At 73.2% G+C, this 15,606-nt stretch carries 11 protein-coding genes; 2 read left to right on the top strand and 9 right to left on the bottom strand.

Annotated features, from left to right (window positions below; all coding sequences use genetic code 11):
• Nucleotides 1-13 precede the first annotated feature (13 nt).
• The 8 genes from LCI23_RS04345 to LCI23_RS04310 all read right to left on the bottom strand — a co-directional run bounded on the left by LCI23_RS04345 (nucleotide 14) and on the right by LCI23_RS04310 (nucleotide 12,357).
• The gene (locus tag LCI23_RS04345; RefSeq protein ID WP_224944637.1) at nucleotides 14-907 is read right to left on the bottom strand and encodes a pirin family protein; all 894 of its coding nucleotides are present in this window, start codon (nucleotides 905-907) and stop codon (nucleotides 14-16) included.
• Nucleotides 908-928: 21 nt separating this feature from the next.
• A complete protein-coding gene (locus tag LCI23_RS04340) occupies nucleotides 929-3,151 on the bottom strand; it encodes a bifunctional serine/threonine-protein kinase/formylglycine-generating enzyme family protein (RefSeq protein WP_224944635.1) in 2,223 nt (740 codons plus the stop codon).
• A 19-nt stretch (nucleotides 3,152-3,170) separates the two neighbouring features.
• Nucleotides 3,171-5,165, bottom strand: a complete 1,995-nt coding sequence (locus tag LCI23_RS04335) for a hypothetical protein (protein ID WP_224944633.1) — start codon at nucleotides 5,163-5,165, stop codon at nucleotides 3,171-3,173.
• Nucleotides 5,166-5,241: 76 nt separating this feature from the next.
• Nucleotides 5,242-6,249, bottom strand: coding sequence for a hypothetical protein (locus LCI23_RS04330; protein WP_224944631.1), 1,008 nt, complete (start codon nucleotides 6,247-6,249; stop codon nucleotides 5,242-5,244).
• A complete protein-coding gene (locus tag LCI23_RS04325; protein ID WP_224944629.1) occupies nucleotides 6,246-7,298 on the bottom strand; it encodes a hypothetical protein in 1,053 nt (350 codons plus the stop codon). Before LCI23_RS04325 ends, LCI23_RS04330 begins: the two co-directional genes overlap by 4 nt.
• Nucleotides 7,299-7,300: 2 nt before the next feature.
• Nucleotides 7,301-7,861 (bottom strand): hypothetical protein, encoded by a 561-nt coding sequence (locus tag LCI23_RS04320; RefSeq protein ID WP_224944626.1) that lies wholly within the window; start codon nucleotides 7,859-7,861, stop codon nucleotides 7,301-7,303.
• Nucleotides 7,858-9,153: a hypothetical protein gene (locus LCI23_RS04315; protein ID WP_224944623.1), complete on the bottom strand. Its 1,296-nt coding sequence runs from the start codon at nucleotides 9,151-9,153 to the stop codon at nucleotides 7,858-7,860. Before LCI23_RS04315 ends, LCI23_RS04320 begins: the two co-directional genes overlap by 4 nt.
• 90 nt (nucleotides 9,154-9,243) lie before the next feature.
• A complete protein-coding gene (locus LCI23_RS04310; RefSeq protein WP_224944620.1) occupies nucleotides 9,244-12,357 on the bottom strand; it encodes a penicillin-binding transpeptidase domain-containing protein in 3,114 nt (1,037 codons plus the stop codon).
• A 216-nt stretch (nucleotides 12,358-12,573) separates the two neighbouring features.
• Between LCI23_RS04310 and LCI23_RS04305 the strand changes: the two genes are divergently transcribed.
• Nucleotides 12,574-12,789, top strand: coding sequence for a hypothetical protein (locus LCI23_RS04305; protein ID WP_224944618.1), 216 nt, complete (start codon nucleotides 12,574-12,576; stop codon nucleotides 12,787-12,789).
• A 199-nt stretch (nucleotides 12,790-12,988) separates the two neighbouring features.
• Nucleotides 12,989-13,591: a YXWGXW repeat-containing protein gene (locus tag LCI23_RS04300; protein WP_224944616.1), complete on the top strand. Its 603-nt coding sequence runs from the start codon at nucleotides 12,989-12,991 to the stop codon at nucleotides 13,589-13,591.
• 62 nt (nucleotides 13,592-13,653) lie between these two features.
• On the opposite strand, the gene LCI23_RS04295 is transcribed toward LCI23_RS04300, so the two are convergent.
• Nucleotides 13,654-15,591 carry a S9 family peptidase gene (locus LCI23_RS04295; protein WP_224944614.1) on the bottom strand — a complete coding sequence of 646 codons (1,938 nt, stop codon included), beginning with the start codon at nucleotides 15,589-15,591 and terminating at the stop codon, nucleotides 13,654-13,656.
• Nucleotides 15,592-15,606: the final 15 nt, after the last annotated feature.

Genomic DNA, 15,606 nt, shown 5'->3' with positions numbered 1-15,606 from the left:
GACGCGATATGCCTCAGCCGCCGCGGCGCCAGGCCGCCGGCAAGGCCGGCAGCGGGATCCGTTCGTGCTCGCCCGGCACCGGCGCGAAGGCATCCGCCTCCCAGTCGCGCGCGGCCTGCTCGATGCGCTCGCGGCTGGACGAGACGAAGTTCCAGAAGATGTAGCGGCGCCCGTCCAGCGGCGCCCCGCCCACCAGCACGAAGCGCGCGCCGGCGGCCGACGACACCCGCGCCTGCGCGCCCGGCGCCAGCAGCGCCATCGTGTTCGGCGGCACCGCTTCGCCATCCACCGCGATCGCGCCGATCGGCGCATAGACCGCGCTTTCCTCGGGCAGGCCGTCCAGGTCGAGGAAAGCGCCGGGGGCCAGCTGCACGTCGAGGTACAGGGTGTCGCTGAAGGTCGGCACCGGCGAAGCCTGGCCGAAGGCGCTGCCGACCAGCACCCGCACGGCGGCGCCTTCGAACGCGATCTCGGGAATGGCGTCGGCCGGCGTATGCGAGAACGCGGGCGCGGCCTCCTCGTGCTCCCGCGGGAGCGCCGCCCACAGCTGCAGGCCGTGGGTGCGGCGGGTACGGTCCAGCAGATCTTCCGGGGTGCGCTCCGAATGCACGATGCCGCTGCCGGCCGTCATCCAGTTGACCGCGCCCGGCTCGATGCGCTGGGCGCTGCCCAGGCTGTCGCGGTGCATGATGGCGCCCTCGAACAGGTAGGTCACCGTGGCCAGCCCGATGTGCGGGTGGGGCCGTACGTCGTGGCGCGCGCCAGGCGCGGCCTGCACCGGTCCCATGTGGTCGAAGAACAGGAACGGACCGACCGACTGGCGGCTCGCGGCCGGCAGGATGCGCCGGACCGTGAAGCCGCCGCCGAGGTCCTTGTCGTGCGATGGCAGCAGCTGCGCGATGGGCATGGCGAACTCTCCTTTAGGTAGCTACAGCAGCTCGCGCGCGACGCGAAAGCCGACGATGTCGTTCGACAGCACGCTGGAAAAACCGTTGCGCAGGGCCGAACGCAGGTAGCGCGGATTGTACAGCCAGCAGCCGCCGCGCAGGATACGGCGCGCCGGATCGCCGCCGCTGTCCCAGGCGCTGCCGTCCAGCGGCGCGCCCTGGTAGCTCTCGTGCACCACGTCCTGCACCCACTCCCATACGTTGCCGTGCATGTCGTACAGTCCCCAGGGATTGGGCGGGAACATGCCGCTCGGGGTGGTGCCGCGCCGGCTGGGGCCGCGCGGGCCGCCGTTGTAGCTGAAGCCGGCGTCGTAGTTGGCCTGGTGCGGCCCGATGCTGTCGCCGAAGCTGAAGGCGGTGCGGGTGCCGGCGCGGCAGGCGTATTCCCACTCGGCCTCGCTCGGCAGGCGGTAGCGCTTGCCGGTAACGCCGGACAGCCATTCCAGGTAGCGCTGCGCATCGTGCCAGGTGACGCCCACCACCGGGTGCGCGTCGGTCTGGGGAAAGCCGGGCGCGCGCCAGTCGACCTCGCCCGTCGGCTCCCAGCCGGTGGCCTCCGCGAACACGCGCCACTCGCCCACCGTCACCGGATAGCGTCCCAGCGCGAAGGGCCGCTCGATCCCGACCCAGTGCGGCGGGGTCTCGCGCTCCAGCCATTTCTGCTGCGACCCGGCCGCCATCGCGATCTTGCGCTCGTGTTCGTGGGAGCCCATCTGGAAGCGCCCGGTCGGGATCAGGACCAGCGAGGGACCGCTGCCTTCGCCGTCCAGCAGCGGGTCGCACAGCACGCCGTCGCCGTCGGCCACCGGACTGGCCGCGCCGGGCAGCAGCTGCGCCAGCTCGGCCGCGCTGCGCGCCGCCTGCAATTCGCGCGCGCGCTTCTGCTCGGCCAGGTAGGCGGCCGCAGCGCGCGCCTGCTCCGCCTTGCGCGCCGCTTCTTCCTCCGCCAGGCGGGCCTTGGCGGCTTCCTCCTCGCGGCGCGCCAGCAATTGCTGGCGCAGGGCTTCCTTGCGCGCCGCGCGCGCCGCTTCCTGGGCGGCGCGTTCGCGGCGCTGCTGTTCGCGGCGCTGGCGTTCCAGCTCGGCGCGGGCGGCGGCGCGCGCCCCTACCTCGGCCTGGCGCCGCGCTTCCAGCTCGCGGGCGCGGCGTTCCTCTTCGGCGCGCGCGGCCGCCGCCTGCGCCGCCAGTGCTTCCGGCGACGGCCCGCGCGCCGCTTCCAGGCGCGCCAGCAGCGCGCGCACGGTGGGCGGTCGCGCCGCCGGGTCCGGCGCGAAACCGCTGCGCAGCACTTCCCACTGGTGCGGCGGCAGGCCGGCCGGGGCCTGCGCCGGCTGGACGGGCAGCGCGCCGTCCAGCATCTGGCAGGCCATCACGGCCAGCGCGTACACGTCGAGCGTGGGCGCCGGCTGCCCCCGGCCGGCTTCGGGCGCGCGGTAGCCGGCGGTGCCGGAACTGCCCGGGGCGTCGAGCGCCGCGCCGCCGCCGTAACCGCTGCTGCGGGCACGCGCCGCGATGCCGAAGTCGAGCAGCTTGACCTCGCCGCGCCGGGTCAGGAACAGGTTGGCCGGCTTGATGTCGCGGTGCACCAGGCCGTGCTTCTCCCAGGCATAGTCGAGCGCCTCGGCGACCGGTGCCAGCAGCGCCAGCACCCGCTCCAGCGGCAGGCGACCTTCGCGCGCCAGCAGGCTGTCCAGGTCCTCGCCCTCGAGGCATTCCATGATGATGAAGTAGCTGGCCGTGGCCGGATCCTGCGCCCATTCGTAGACGCGCACGATGTGCTCGTGCGCCAGGCGCCGTGCGCGCGTCGCTTCCTGCACCAGCAGCCTGGCCTGCAGGCTGGACGCGGTCAGTTGCGGCGGCAGGATCTTCAGCGCCACCTGGGCGCTGTGGCCCAGCTCGGCCTGGGTGGCCAGGTCGGTCGCGTGCCACACCTGTCCCATGCCGCCGTGGGCGAGCAGGCGTTCGAGCCGGTAGCGCCGGTTCGGCGGTCCCACTTCCTGGCCCGCCATCAGGCCGATCTCGGTACCGGGACGGATCGGCTGCGCGGCAGCGTCCCCGTCCCCCGGCTGCGCGCCGCTGTCGGTGGCGGGCCGGTAGGCCGCGTCCAGGATGGCGTTCTTGCGCAGGTCGAACTCGGTCCGGCTCAGCAGGCCATCCTCGTGCAGGGCACGCAGTTCACGGATCTTGTCGATGGCGGTCTGCATCGCTGGCGGCGCGTCCCCTTCAGTGCGCCAGCGGCGCGCCGCAGGAGGCGCAGAAGCGCTCGCCCGCCGTCGCCGGTGCGCGCACGGCGCAGCCGCAGGCGGCGCGGGCATGGCCGCCCTGCGCGGCCGCCAGCAGCGCCACCTGGTGCTGGCGCTCGCGTTCCCGCTCTCGCTGCACGTCAGCCGCACTGCGCGCGGCTTCTTCGCGCACCAGGGCCAGGGCCTCGGCCGGCGCCAGGCTGCCCTCCCGGGACACGCCGGCCAGCGCCGCCAGCTGGTCCGCGTCCATGCCGGCATGCACGCGCGTCTTCAGGTAGTCGTTCAGCAGGGCGGCATTCGGCGCGGCCGCCAGCGCCAGCTTGGCGCTGTCGTCCAGCGCACCGAAGCTTTCCATGCGCCGCAATTCGAGCGCATGGCGGCGCTCCTCGCCCTCGAGCTGCAGCGCCTGCCCGGCGCGCGCCTGGCGCGCATCGAGCTCGATGGTGCGCTGCAGTTTTTCCTGCTGGGCGAGCGTGCGCTGCGATTCGATCCGCTGGCGCACCTCCTCGTCCTGCCACTCCTGCAGGCGCTCGGCCTCGCGCCGATGCGCGGTATTGGCCAGCGCCAGCGCCTGGCGCCGCGCCAGGTGTTCTTCCTCGTCGATCTCGCGCGCGCGGCGCGCGGCATCGGCCGCGCTGGCGCGCAGCCGTTCCAGCTCGGCCTGGCGCCGCGCGCCGTCCTCGATCAGCGCGGCCTGTTCCAGCTTGTTGCGGATCTGCTGCTGCAGCAGCTGCTGCGAAAAGCGCTGGCGCGCGATCGCCAGCGCCTGGCGCGACTCCTGCTGCGCCACCTCGAGTTCGCCGCGCATGCGCACCTGGGCCAGCGCGCGCAGCTGCTGCCAGGCGCGGGCTTCGTCCGCACGCTGCCCGCCCTTGCGCGCCAGGTCGTGCTCGAGTTCGGCCAGGGCGTCGCTGGCGCCGCGTTCCAGCGCCTGCTGGCGCGAGCGGGCGTCGAGGATGCGCGCATACAGTTCGATCTGGCGCGCGCGCACGGCATGGGCGCGGTCGGCGCCCTGCAGCGACAGCTCGGCGCGGGCGATGGCATCGTCCTGGCGCAGTTCGCGTTCGCGCTGGCGTACCCGTGCCGCCGCTTCGGCGCGGCGCAGGCGCTGCCATTCCTCGGCATCGTACAGCTCGTCCAGGTGCTTCGCGTGCTCGACCTGCACATGGCGCTCGTCGAGCGCCAGCCACAGGCTGCCGACGCGGGCCCGGTTGGCGTCGTACTTGTCGTGGCGCAGCTCGATGGTGTCGACCTTGGCCACGGCCAGCCCGTATTCGGCCAGCAGCAGCGCCAGGCCGCCCTGCAGGCGCTGGTCGAACTCGTCGCGCAGGGCGCTGGCCCCGGCCATCTCGCGCATCGAGCGCGCGCCGATGAATTCCTCGGCCAGCTGGCGCAGCGGACGCGCCAGCAGTTCGCGCAATTCGCGCACGCCGATGGTCCCGGGCTCGGTCATGAAGTGGCGCGCGAAGGCCGGCACGTTCTCGATGCGCAGGCTGACCGTGCAGCGCACGCTGACCGCCAGCTGTTCGCAGGTCAGGACATCGTCGAAACGGAATTCGACCGGCAGCGCGCCGGTGCGGGTGACCAGGATCTCGGCATGCTGGTCGCGCAGCAGGTGGTTCAGGCGGGTGAAGAAGCCTTCGATCTCGTACTCGCCCTGCGGCACCTCGGTCGCCTTGCCGCCCTGCAGGATGTAGGCGCGCGCCGTGGCCGGCACGCGCAGGGTCTTCACGAACAGGCCGGACAGCGCGCGCACGCCGAAGAACACGGCCAGTTCGTCCGGCCCGGCCACCCAGCGGTTGTCGCGCAGCACCGGTGCCGGGCGCTCCTCGCTTCCTGGGGACGCGCCGCCCTGCCCCTGGCCCTGGCCCGAATTCAGGTCCAGGCCGCAGCCAGCGCAATAGCGCGCCTCGCCGCCATGCTTGCGCGCGCAGCGCGGGCAGCTGGCGCCGCCCTTTCCGAACATCTGCAACATTTCCGACTCCGTTTCCGCTGTCTGCACAGCCCCGCCTGCATGTTCCGCCCTGCCGATTCTAGCAAAGCGGGACGCTTCAAATGATTCCGATCCGCTCGACGCAGGCCACGCTGGCCCCGCGCGCCCGGATATCCTCGCGCCAGCCGGGCGCTAGGCCGGCTTCCCAGGCGCGCGGCAGCAGGATGCGGTCGCCCGGGGCCGCCTCGCGCAGCAGCAGCGCGCACTTCGGCGCCAGCCCTTCCACCGTCTCGACCCGTCCCGCATGCCAGGCCGACGACTGGCCGGTGGCGAGCAGGCGCCCGCGCGCCAGGAATTCGCGCCCGCGCGCCATCCGGTCCGCCATCACCAGCGCCAGCTCGAAGGAAGCGCCCTGGAAGCGGCTCTCGCCGAAGCGCACCGTGGTGCGCCATTCGCCACCGCCGCGACCGTCGAAATGGCGGGCGCCGGCCAGCACGGCGCGCACCCGCGCCTGCAGCGCCGCGTCCACGCCAGGAGCGGCGATGGCGCTGTCCTCGTCTTCCATGCCCGCGGTCCCGGCCGGGCGCACGCTGACCTCGACCCAGGCCAGGGCGTCGCCGGCGCCGCCGCTGTGCAGCGGGAACCAGGCACGCGCCGACGACACCGCGGCGGCCGGATCCGGATGCCCGTTCAGGGCGCCGAGGTGGGGCAGCCCGTCCGCACCGCCCACCAGCACGCCGGGCGGCGGCGCCCCCAGGGCGTGGCCGTCGATGCGTCCCAGGTGCCAGGCGTCCGACGAGCCGTTTGCCACCAGCGGCGCCGGAGAACGCCCCGGCTGCCAGGCGCCGCGCACGATGCGGTCGGCCAGCACGCAGGCCAGCTCCCAGTCGCGCCAGCCCGCGGGAGGAGCGCGGTCCAGGCCCAGCACCACCTGGGTGCGCGCGTCGTAGCGTGCTTCGGTATGGCGCGCCAGGCGCACCACTTCCTGCACCCGCCGGGCCAGCTGCGGCGCGTCCGGCACGTTGCACTTGACCTCGGCCCGGCCGTCGCGCGCGCGGGCGGTGGCCGTCACCGCCAGCAGGCTGCCGTCGGGCGCGATGCTGTGTACCACCACCGGGGCGTTCATGGCGCCTCCCCACCGTCCACGGCGCGGCGCGCGGCGCAGTCGGATGCGAGGTTGGCGACGATGCGCTCGGCCTCGCCGAGCAGCACCGGCAGCAGGGCCGCCTCGCCCAGCTCGAGCCGGGCCAGCAGCGCCCAGGCCTCGTCCAGCGCGGCGGCCGCGCGCCGGCTGTGGCGCGCGCGGCGCAACTGCCCGGCGCCATCCAGCGGCTGGCCGGGCGCGGCCAGCTCCAGCGCCGGCATGGTGCCGACCGACAGGCTGACCAGGTCCAGGCGCCGCAGCAGGTCCTGGTGGCGGCGGAAGATGGCGCAGTCGGCCGGCATCACGGCCAGGCGCAGGCCGCACAATACCGCCGGCAGCTCCAGGAACAGGCGGCGCAGCGCGCGCGCGTCTTCACGCGCCGGGTCGAAGGCTTCCTGCGCGGGCACGCCCGCCGCTGCCCGCAGGCCGGGCTGAGCCTCCTGCTGCTGCGCCAGCCGGGCCGACAACTGCCCCGCCAGGCTGTGGGTGGCGCCCAGGTCGGCCGGGACGCAGTCGTCGACCATTACCCCGAAGCGGGTGTACAGCAACTGGTTGAAGCCGCTGCGGAAGGCATTCCATTCGTCGAATCCGGTACACGGCGGCAGCTCCAGCGCGCCCTGGGCCAGGGCGTCCTGCAGGGCCGCCTCCAGGGCCGCGACCATGGCCTCCAGGCCCACCCGTTCGCCGGCTTCGCTGGCCAGGAACAGGTCGAAGCGCTGCTGCGCCGCGCGCGGGTCGGGCGTGTCGATCGCGAACGCCACCCGCAGCCCGATCTCGGGGGCGGCTGCGAACGGCAGCAGCGCGCAGGCGTAGGGGCCCGGATGCACGCACCAGGCGCGCTCGCCCGGCAGGATGGCGACACGCACGCCTTCGCTCAGGCGCCGGCTGCGGCCATCGGCGCCGGCCAGCACCGCGAAGCAGCCGGCCGGCACGCTGCAGCCGTCCGGCAGCGGCAGCGCGATCCACGCCGTTCCCAGGCCTGCAAGGTCGGGGCGCGGCTGGCGGAACGGCCTGGTGAACATCTTCAGCATCGCTAGTCTCTCTGGTCGGCCGCGGCCGGCTCCACGCTGAAGCGCGCCCCGCAGCGCTGCAGGTGAACCGCCGGTGCGTCGGCGCAGGGCCAGTCGCCCTCGCACTCGCCGTCGCTGTCGAGCATCCCCTGCAGCAAAACAGCGCCGGCACCGTCCACGACCCGCAGTGCTTCCCCTGCGCGCAGCAGCGCCGGCGCCAGCGGCGACTGCGGGTCGAGCTGCAGTACGATGCGCCAGCGCGGGCCGTCCACGAAATGCAGGCGCCAGGCGCCATCGTCGGTCACCAGGGCACCGGGCGCAGCGCCACTGTCGGCGGCGCGCAGCATGCCGGTACTGCCGCGCCAGGCTCCCGCCTGCGCGCGGCGCGCCAGGGCCAGGCTGCGCAGGCGGCGCGCGGTCAGCGGCGAGGCCTGCAAGGCGGCGCGCTCGCTCGCGCTCAGCGGCCGGCTGCCATCGAGCGCCGCCAGCAGCACCGCGTCGTCCAGGCGCAGCCAGTCACCCTCGGCGCGCCGCGTTTCCAGCAGGCGCGCCTGCAGCCTGCGGTCCAGTTCCGTCATGCTCATCGAATCTCCTCCTGTGCTCCCGCCGCCGCGCGCAGGCTGGCGATGGCGGCATCGCGCCGTTTGCGCAGGGTCGGCAGCGAAATCCCGTCCAGCAGGGCAAGTTGCGCCATCGTCGGCAGCTCGCCGGTGGCGGGCACCAGCCATTCGCCCGGATAGCTGTCGTCGACAGGCCCGAGCAGCTTCAAGTAGACCGCCAGCCGCACCGGCAGCGAATCGCCTTCCATCACCCGCAGCGCCCAGCTGCCGCACGCCTGCGCCGCGGCCGCCATCTCCAGGTAGCGGGGGGACAGGGAAAGCTGGCGCGCCAAAGCTTCGTCGAGCGGCGCCGGGGCCGGCCCGGCCGCTTCGGTGCCGTCTTCTTCATCAAGGAGGCCGGCAGCCAGGTCCAGTTCGTCCTGGCGCGCCTCCAGGATCCGGTCCGGGCCCGGCGTGGCGTGGGCCTGCGATTCGCCCAGCACGCGCCAGTAGTCGTCCAGCCAGGCGCCGGCATCGTGCGCGTCCTGGCGCCAGTCACGGTCGGCGTTGGCCGACAGCGCTTCGTATTCGCCGATCTCGCGCAGCATGGCGCCGATCTTGTCCGGGCTGTCCTTCAGGCTGGCGAAACGCTTGGAGCGGGTGTGCAGAGGTCCGGGCGCACCGCCGAAGCGTTCCAGGCTGGCGCTCCAGCGCAGGATCCATTCCGGCCGGCAGTCGCCCGCCCCGCGCAGCATGCGCGCCTCGATCGGCTCCGCGTCCACCGCGCGGCCGAGGATCGCGCCGACCTGCTCGCGGTGCTCGCGCCAGGCCGCGAACAGGCGCGCCACCTCGGCCCGGGCCGTGTCCAGCATGCGGTAGGCGTAGATCCGGTTCGGGCTGCAGGGGCGGCCGCAGGCGGCCTGGTAGTTGTCGCTGTCGACCTTGTCGCGCAACACCGCGTACAGGTCGTTGAACTTCTTGCGCAGCTGGGCTTCGCCGCCGGGCAGGTTCCAGAAGGCGCCCATGCGCGCGTACTCGCCGGCCACCGCCGCGCACAGCGCGTCCCAATCGGCGGGGCGCGCCGCCAGCTCGGCCAGCAGGCCCTGGGCCAGCGCCAGCACCGTGTCGCCATAGCTGTTGCCGGGTAGCGCGGCGCGGCCGCCATGGGCTTGCAGTGCCGGCGCCATCGCCTCCACGTAGTCGTCCAGCAACGCCGCGCCGGGCGCCAGCAGGCGGGCCGGGCCGATGCGGGCGAGCGCGGCCAGCGAGCATTGCCCCAGCAACTTGCGGACCTGCTCCCAACCCTGCTCCTGGTACCGGGTTCCCGGCAAACGCATACCTTCCTCATCCTCGATGGCCATCCGCAAGCAGCGGATTGTCAACAGATGATGCCATACAAACACATAACGGAGGCGCCCAGCTGAGCCTCAATTCCCCTTCTGTTCGGGGGAATGGGAGGGCATGCTGTGCAGCAGCGCGGCCACCACCGGCGCCGCATGGCCCCCGCCGGTCAGCTGCGAGGCGCTCACGAAGACGGCGAAGGCCAGGCGCCGGTCCTGTCCGGGCAGGCTGCCCGGCTCCAGCCAGCCCATGAACCAGACCGTCGCCTCGCCATCCTTGCTGGTGGGCGCGGTGCCGGTTTTCCCGAACAGTCCGGCGCGCACCCGATCAAAGCCGGGGCCGCGGAAGGCGGACGCCGCCGTGCCATGCTCGACCACGCCTTTCATCCCGGCCCGGATCCGGTCCAGGCGCACGCCCAGGTCCTCGCCCGCCGGGGCGGCCGCCACGCGTCCGTCCAGTTCGAGCAGCAGGCGCGGCGCCACGGTGCGCCCCTGCCCCACCGCCGCCGCCACCAGCGCCATCTGCAACGGGGTGGCCTGCATGCGCAGGCCGATCGCCATCTGGCGCACTTCGTGGCGGGTCAGGATCGGATCGAGCTGGGCGGGGCTGGCCTGTAGGCCGTCCCAGGTCGACCAGGAATAGTCGGCCGGAAGCAGGCCGCCATCCAGGCGCAGCGGACTGCCGAAGCCGAGCCGGCGCGCCATCCCCGCCACCGGGCGCAGGCTGTCGAGCGCGCCCGGCTCGAGCTCGCGCACGCCGGGCACGCCGCCCTGCGGGCCGCCGCCCAGGCTGCGGTCGCCCAGCTCGGCGGTCCAGGCGAACCAGGTGTTGATGCTATGGGTCATGGCCTGGGCCAGGCCGAGACGCCCGCCAACGGCGCGCACGCCCGCTTCCTGCTCGCGGAAATTCGTGATGCGCGCCGCCGCGCCCGCCGGATAACTGGGCGCGCCGGAGGCGAAGCCATAGCCGGCCGCGCGCGCGCGGGCATCGAGTTCGTCCAGCGGCAGGCCGTCCAGCAGGCGATCGAGCGCGCGGTCGGTGCGCGCGGCCGCCTCCAGCCCGAGCGCGGTGACGACCTTGAAGGTCGAACCGGGAGCGCGCCCAGCCCCGCCGTCGTGCTGGAAGGCGGGCAGGCGCAGCGGGCTGCGGGCCGGTTCGGCGCGGTCGAAATCGCGCAGCTCCGGCCAGCGCGCCGGGTCGGCCGAGGCGCCGCCGGTCCCGGCGCCGGCCGCGGCCAGCAGTTCGCCGCTGGCGGCGTCGAGCAGCACCAGCCCGGCCTGGCGCCCGGCCGGCGCGGCCTGGGCGCCGTGGCAGCGCCCCTGCTCCCAGCGTCCCTGGCGCAGGCCGACGCAGTCGAGCACGGACTGGGCCGCGGCCTGCAGGCCCAGGTCCAGGCTGAGGCGGGCGGTGTGGGCCTGGCCGGGCAAGCGGCCCAGCATGCCGGCCACGCTGGCGCTGTGATCGGGCCGCAGGCCCAGCAGCGGTGCCAGTCCCGCCGCCTGCGCCGCGGCGCTGGGCGCACCGTCCTGCCACAGCGCGGCGCCGTCGCGCGCCTGCAGCCGGACCTCGGCCAGGGCCGCGCGCGGCGCCGTCCCCGCGTCGGGCAAGGCCTGCCAGGCCAGGCGACCGTTCTCGATACGCACGTGGCGGTAGGCGGCGTCGGCGCCGCCGGTGAGCGCGGCCAGGTCGAGCGGCGCCAGCTCGAGCTCGATGCGGCGCGCCCCCGGCAGTGGCGCCAGCCGCAGCAGCTGGACGGCCTCGCGCTCGCGGCAGGCGCGCCCGTCGCAGGCCGGGCTGGCGCTGGCAACCGCGCCGCGCGCGTGCAGCAGGCGTCCAGCCACCAGCAGCTCGACCGGCTGCGCCGGCGGATCGTCCAGGCTCAGGCGCGCGCTGGCGGCCCCACCCTCCCAGGCACCGATCCGGCGCCAAGGTTCCCAGCCTTGCGGCAGGCGCGCGAACAGGCGCATCGCCGCCACCGGCAGGCCACCGTCTTCGCGTACCGGCGCGGCCCCGGCGCTGGCCTGCCAGCGGTCCTGTCCACCCGCACGCACGCGCCAGGCCAGCAGCCGCCGTTCGCCGTTGAACACACGCAGCTGCTCGCGCACGAAGGCGCCGTCGGCACGGTAGTACAGGCGCTCGAGCAGCCGGCGTCCGGGCTCGTCCAGGCGCAGATGCTCCCAGCCCGGCAGCGGCGCGCGACTGGACGGCGCGGCGGCCTGCCAGGCCGCCAGGTCGCGCGGCGCGATCTCGGCCAGGCCGTCCTTTCCGAGCCGCACCAGGCCGCGCTCCTGCAGCTGCGCGAACAGGCGGGCGTCTTCCAGGCCACGCGGTGCGGCCGCCGGTACCCCGTAGCTGCCGGGCGCCAGCCGCAGCAGCGGCAAGGCCAGGCCGGGCCCGAATGCCTGCACCAGACCGCCGGCTTGCGGATCGGGCAGGGCCCGCTGCAGCAGGAGCTCGCCGGCCCGCGGGCAGGCGCTGGTGGCGCGGCGCGAGAAGCGCAGCGCGCCGCCCTCCCACACCAGCCAGCCGGCGCGGCCCAGCAGGCCGGTGGCGCGCGAGCCGTGCGGACTCCCCCCCGGACCGGCATCGCCCGCCCAGGCGGCGCTGCCCGCGCCCGCATCCCAGGCCAGGCGCAGTGCGCCCTCCACCGCACCGGACAATTCCATGCGCGGCATCGCCGAACCGGGCGCCGCCAGCAGGACGGCACGGACCGGGGCCGCTGGCGATTTTGCCGCGCCGAACGGCTGGCCGATCGGCAGCGGCAGGATCCGTTTCGCGTCCGGATACGGAAGCTGGGCGCACAGGTCGATCCGCAGCGGCGCCGCGAGGCGCATGCCGGAACCCACCACCAGCGCGGTCGGGCCGTGGCGCTGTACCGTGATGCCCGCTTCCTGCGGTACCCGCAGCGTGACGCCGCCGAGCAGGGGCCGCAGCAGGTCCAGCCGCGCGGCGTCGGCGGTGCCGGCCGTGGTCCCGGGCGGCAGGCCGCGCGCCGCCTGCGCCAGCACCACCGCGCCAAGCAGCGCCGCGGCGCAGCCCAGCAGGGTCCAGGCAGCGGGCGGCGCGGCCAGCCGCAGGCGCGGCGCGCCGGCGATGCCCAGGCGCAGGTTGCGCGCGCGCCGGCGCGCGGTGCGCCCGGCGGCAAGGGACGCCATCAGGGATGCGAGGGTGGCACTGATCGGATGCGTAGGTGGCTGCATGGGTGGCGGCGTAGCGCGGCCGGGCGGCCGCTTCTCCGGGGCCTAGCCGGGGGCGGGTGAAAAGCCCGGCCGCGGCGCACCAGCCCGGCGCGGGTTCGCGCGCCGTTTTCGACAAGTCATGCCGCGATTTTCGCGGCCCGTCGCACGCCGCTCGCGCACCGCCGGCCACGCGCCTACAGTGCACACATCGACCATCCACCTGCAAGGAGAAACACCATGAACATCATCAAGCACATGGAAGCCGTCTTCGTCGTCGCGATGGGCCTCGCGGTGTCCGGCAGCTACCTGATCGACGCCATTCCCGAAGCCCGCGCCCGCAGCTACAGCGCCGACCCGGCCATGGTAGCGAACGGCGACCGGATCGCCGTCGTCAAGGTCACCGCCAAGCGCCTGTCGGCCGCGGAAAAACAGGCGGCCGAGGTGCGTGGATGAGCATGTATACAACCGTGGCCGGCCCCTGCGCTGTCGCACCCGGGCGACAGCGCCCCGACTGCGGCGGCGCCAAATGTATCCGTCCACTGCGCAGTCCGCAGGCCGATCTGTTTCAGTTGTAAGCATCTGCTTCAGGGCCCCCTTCCAGCGGCGGCCGGCGATATAGTGGGTCATCCGCTTCCGGATCTGGAGACCCGACATGAAACCGACCCTCACCCTCTCTGCCCTGATCGCCCTTGGCGCCGCCCTCGCGCCGCTGCCCTCGATGGCGCAGACCGACATCCAGCTGTACATCGGCTCGGCCCCGCCCGCGCCCATCTATGAATACGTGCCGGCCGCGCGCCCCGGCCATGTCTGGGCGCCCGGCTACTGGGAATGGCGCGGCCGCCGCCACGCCTGGGTGCCCGGCTACTGGATCGCCGCCCGACCGGGCTACGTGTATGCGCCGCCGCGCTGGCACCAGCGCCAGGGAGGCTGGTACATGGAACCGGGGCGCTGGGACCGCGACCGTGACGGCATCCCCGACCGCTACGAGCGGCGCGGCTACGCGCCGGTGTACGCCGGCGGCGGCTACGCCTACCGTGACGGCTACAACCGTCATGGCTATCGCGACGGCTACTACCGCGACGGCCGGCGCGACGACCGTGGCCGCTATCGCGACACCGACCGCGACGGCATTCCGAACCGCTACGACCGCGACCTCGACAACGACGGCATCCGCAACGATCGCGACCGCGACCGTGACGGCGACCGCGTGCCGAACCGCTACGACCACCGGCCCGACAATCCCTACCGCCGCTGATTGCAGCGGACCGGGAATGAAGAAAGGCAGCCACGGCTGCCTTTCTTCACTTCCTCACTTCCTCACTTCTTGAGGTGCCTGTCGAGGAAGGCCAGGATCCGCGCGCTCGCCTCGATCTGGTTCTTCTTCTTCGAGAAGCCGTGCCCCTCGTCCGGGAACACGATGTACTCGACCTCCACCCCGTTCTTGCGCACGCTTTCGACGATCTCGTCGCTTTCGGGCTTGATCACGCGCGGGTCGTTCGCCCCCTGGATCACCATCAGCGGCTTGCGGATGTTCGATGCGTGGAACAGCGGCGAGGTCGCGACCAGGAACGCCTTGTCCTTCACCGGGTCGCCAATCTCGTCGTACAGCGCCTTGCGCTGCGCTTCCCAGTAGGGCGGGATGCTCTCCAGCGTGCGCACCCAGTTGCTGACCCCGAAGATGTCGATGCCGACCTTGAAGGCTTCCGGCCGGAAGGCCATGGCCGCCAGCGTCATGTAGCCGCCATAGCTGCCGCCCATGATGGCGATGCGCTCGGGATCGACGTAGCCCAGGCTGGCGAGCCAGGTCTTGGCCTCGACGCAGTCCCACAGGGGCTCGCGCCCATGCTTGCGGTCGTCGGCGGTAAAGAAGGTCTTGCCATAGCCCGAGCTGCCACGGTTGTTGATGCCGAGCACCGCGTAGCCGTGGTTCACCAGGTACTGGATCTGGGCATTGTAGCCGCGCATGGTCTGCCCGCCCGGGCCGCCGTGCACATAGACGATGGCCGGCACCTTGCTGGTGGCCGAGGCGCCTTTCGGCTTGTAGTAGATCGACGGGATCACCATGCCGTCGAAGGAACGGAAGCGCACCACCTCGGCCTCGACCAGGTCGGCCAGGTCGATTTCCTTGTTCAGGCTGCGGGTGAGCTGGGTGGTCTTGTTGGCGCGAAAGTCGTGTACGTACAGGTTGTTCGGCGAGCGGTCGCCGTTCAGGTAGAAGGCCACCAGCCTGCCGCTCGGCGAGAACGTGGTCTGGCGGATCTCGCCGCCCGGCAGCCTCGGCATCGCCACCGGCTTGCCGGCCGCGTCGACCACCCGCACGTCGATGCTGCCGTCGCGGTTGACCACGCTGACGCGGTGCTGGCCGTTGCGCGAATAACTCGTTCCCAGCAGGTCCCAATCGGCCTTCTCGACCTGCGCCACCTGGCCGCTGGCCAGGTCGTAGCTGGCGATGCGCGCGAATTCGCCGCCGTCGTTGGTGGTGAACAGCAGGCGCTTCGATTCCGGGTCGAAGGTCGCGGCAGAATAGCTGGCCGTGCCCTGGTGTGGCGTGATGTGCTTCATCTCGCGGGTGGCGACGTTGTACAGGTAGACGTCGCTGTCGGCGGTGGTGTTGGGCTTGTCGAAGGCGAGCCACTTGCCATCGCGGCTGATGGCGGACACGTTCATGCCGCTGTCGTTCCGGTACACCACGCTGCGCTTGTAGTCGCCTGCGTCGTAGAAGTAGAGGTCGAAGAACTTCGGGTCGCGCTCGTTGGTCGCCACGTAGAAGCCGCTGCCGTCCGGGCGCCAGCCGGCGAACATGGCGCGGTGCTTGTCACCCGGGGTCAGGTCGCGCTCGCTGCCGTCGAGCTCGCGCACGTAGAGATGGTTGCGCTCGTTGCCGCCGCTGTCGCGCGTGAACAGGATGCGGTCGTCATTGTAGAAGTAGCCGATCGCATAGGTGCTGTCGGTGGTCGAACGGGTCATCGGGGTCGGGGCGCCGCCCGTGACCGGCATCGCGTACACATTGAAGATGCCGGACTCGTTGCTGCTGAACAGGATCCGCTGCTCGTCCTTGCTGAAGGAGGCGCCGGTCACCGAGGTGGTCGCCATGAACTGTTCGATGGTGTACTGCTTGTGGACCCGCGGCGCCTTGGCTGGCGGCGCGGCTTTCTGGGCCCTGGCGGCAGGAGCGGGCGCTTGTGCCTGGGCGTGGGCGGCATGCAGGCACAGGGCCAGCACGGAGAGGCGGACAGCGGTGCGGATCGACGGCATGGTTTCTCCTGTTAG

This window comes from Massilia sp. MS-15 (assembly GCF_020176695.1).
In the GTDB taxonomy this organism is placed as follows: Bacteria; Pseudomonadota; Gammaproteobacteria; order Burkholderiales; family Burkholderiaceae_D; genus Telluria; species Telluria hydrophila.
Note: the sequence above shows the minus strand (reverse complement) of the source record. Positions and strands in the feature narration are given on the sequence as shown.

Bases quoted from the DNA above. Each gene is read 5' to 3' on its own strand.
- LCI23_RS04330 (WP_224944631.1), bottom strand. From the start codon at position 6,249: ATGAACGCCCCGGTGGTGGTACACAGCATCGCGCCCGACGGCAGCCTG.
- LCI23_RS04310 (WP_224944620.1), bottom strand. From the start codon at position 12,357: ATGCAGCCACCTACGCATCCGATCAGTGCCACCCTCGCATCCCTGATG.
- LCI23_RS04325 (WP_224944629.1), bottom strand. From the start codon at position 7,298: ATGCTGAAGATGTTCACCAGGCCGTTCCGCCAGCCGCGCCCCGACCTT.
- LCI23_RS04340 (WP_224944635.1), bottom strand. From the start codon at position 3,151: ATGCAGACCGCCATCGACAAGATCCGTGAACTGCGTGCCCTGCACGAG.
- LCI23_RS04305 (WP_224944618.1), top strand. From the start codon at position 12,574: ATGAACATCATCAAGCACATGGAAGCCGTCTTCGTCGTCGCGATGGGC.
- LCI23_RS04295 (WP_224944614.1), bottom strand. From the start codon at position 15,591: ATGCCGTCGATCCGCACCGCTGTCCGCCTCTCCGTGCTGGCCCTGTGC.
- LCI23_RS04320 (WP_224944626.1), bottom strand. From the start codon at position 7,861: ATGAGCATGACGGAACTGGACCGCAGGCTGCAGGCGCGCCTGCTGGAA.
- LCI23_RS04335 (WP_224944633.1), bottom strand. From the start codon at position 5,165: ATGTTGCAGATGTTCGGAAAGGGCGGCGCCAGCTGCCCGCGCTGCGCG.
- LCI23_RS04345 (WP_224944637.1), bottom strand. From the start codon at position 907: ATGCCCATCGCGCAGCTGCTGCCATCGCACGACAAGGACCTCGGCGGC.
- LCI23_RS04300 (WP_224944616.1), top strand. From the start codon at position 12,989: ATGAAACCGACCCTCACCCTCTCTGCCCTGATCGCCCTTGGCGCCGCC.
- LCI23_RS04315 (WP_224944623.1), bottom strand. From the start codon at position 9,153: ATGCGTTTGCCGGGAACCCGGTACCAGGAGCAGGGTTGGGAGCAGGTC.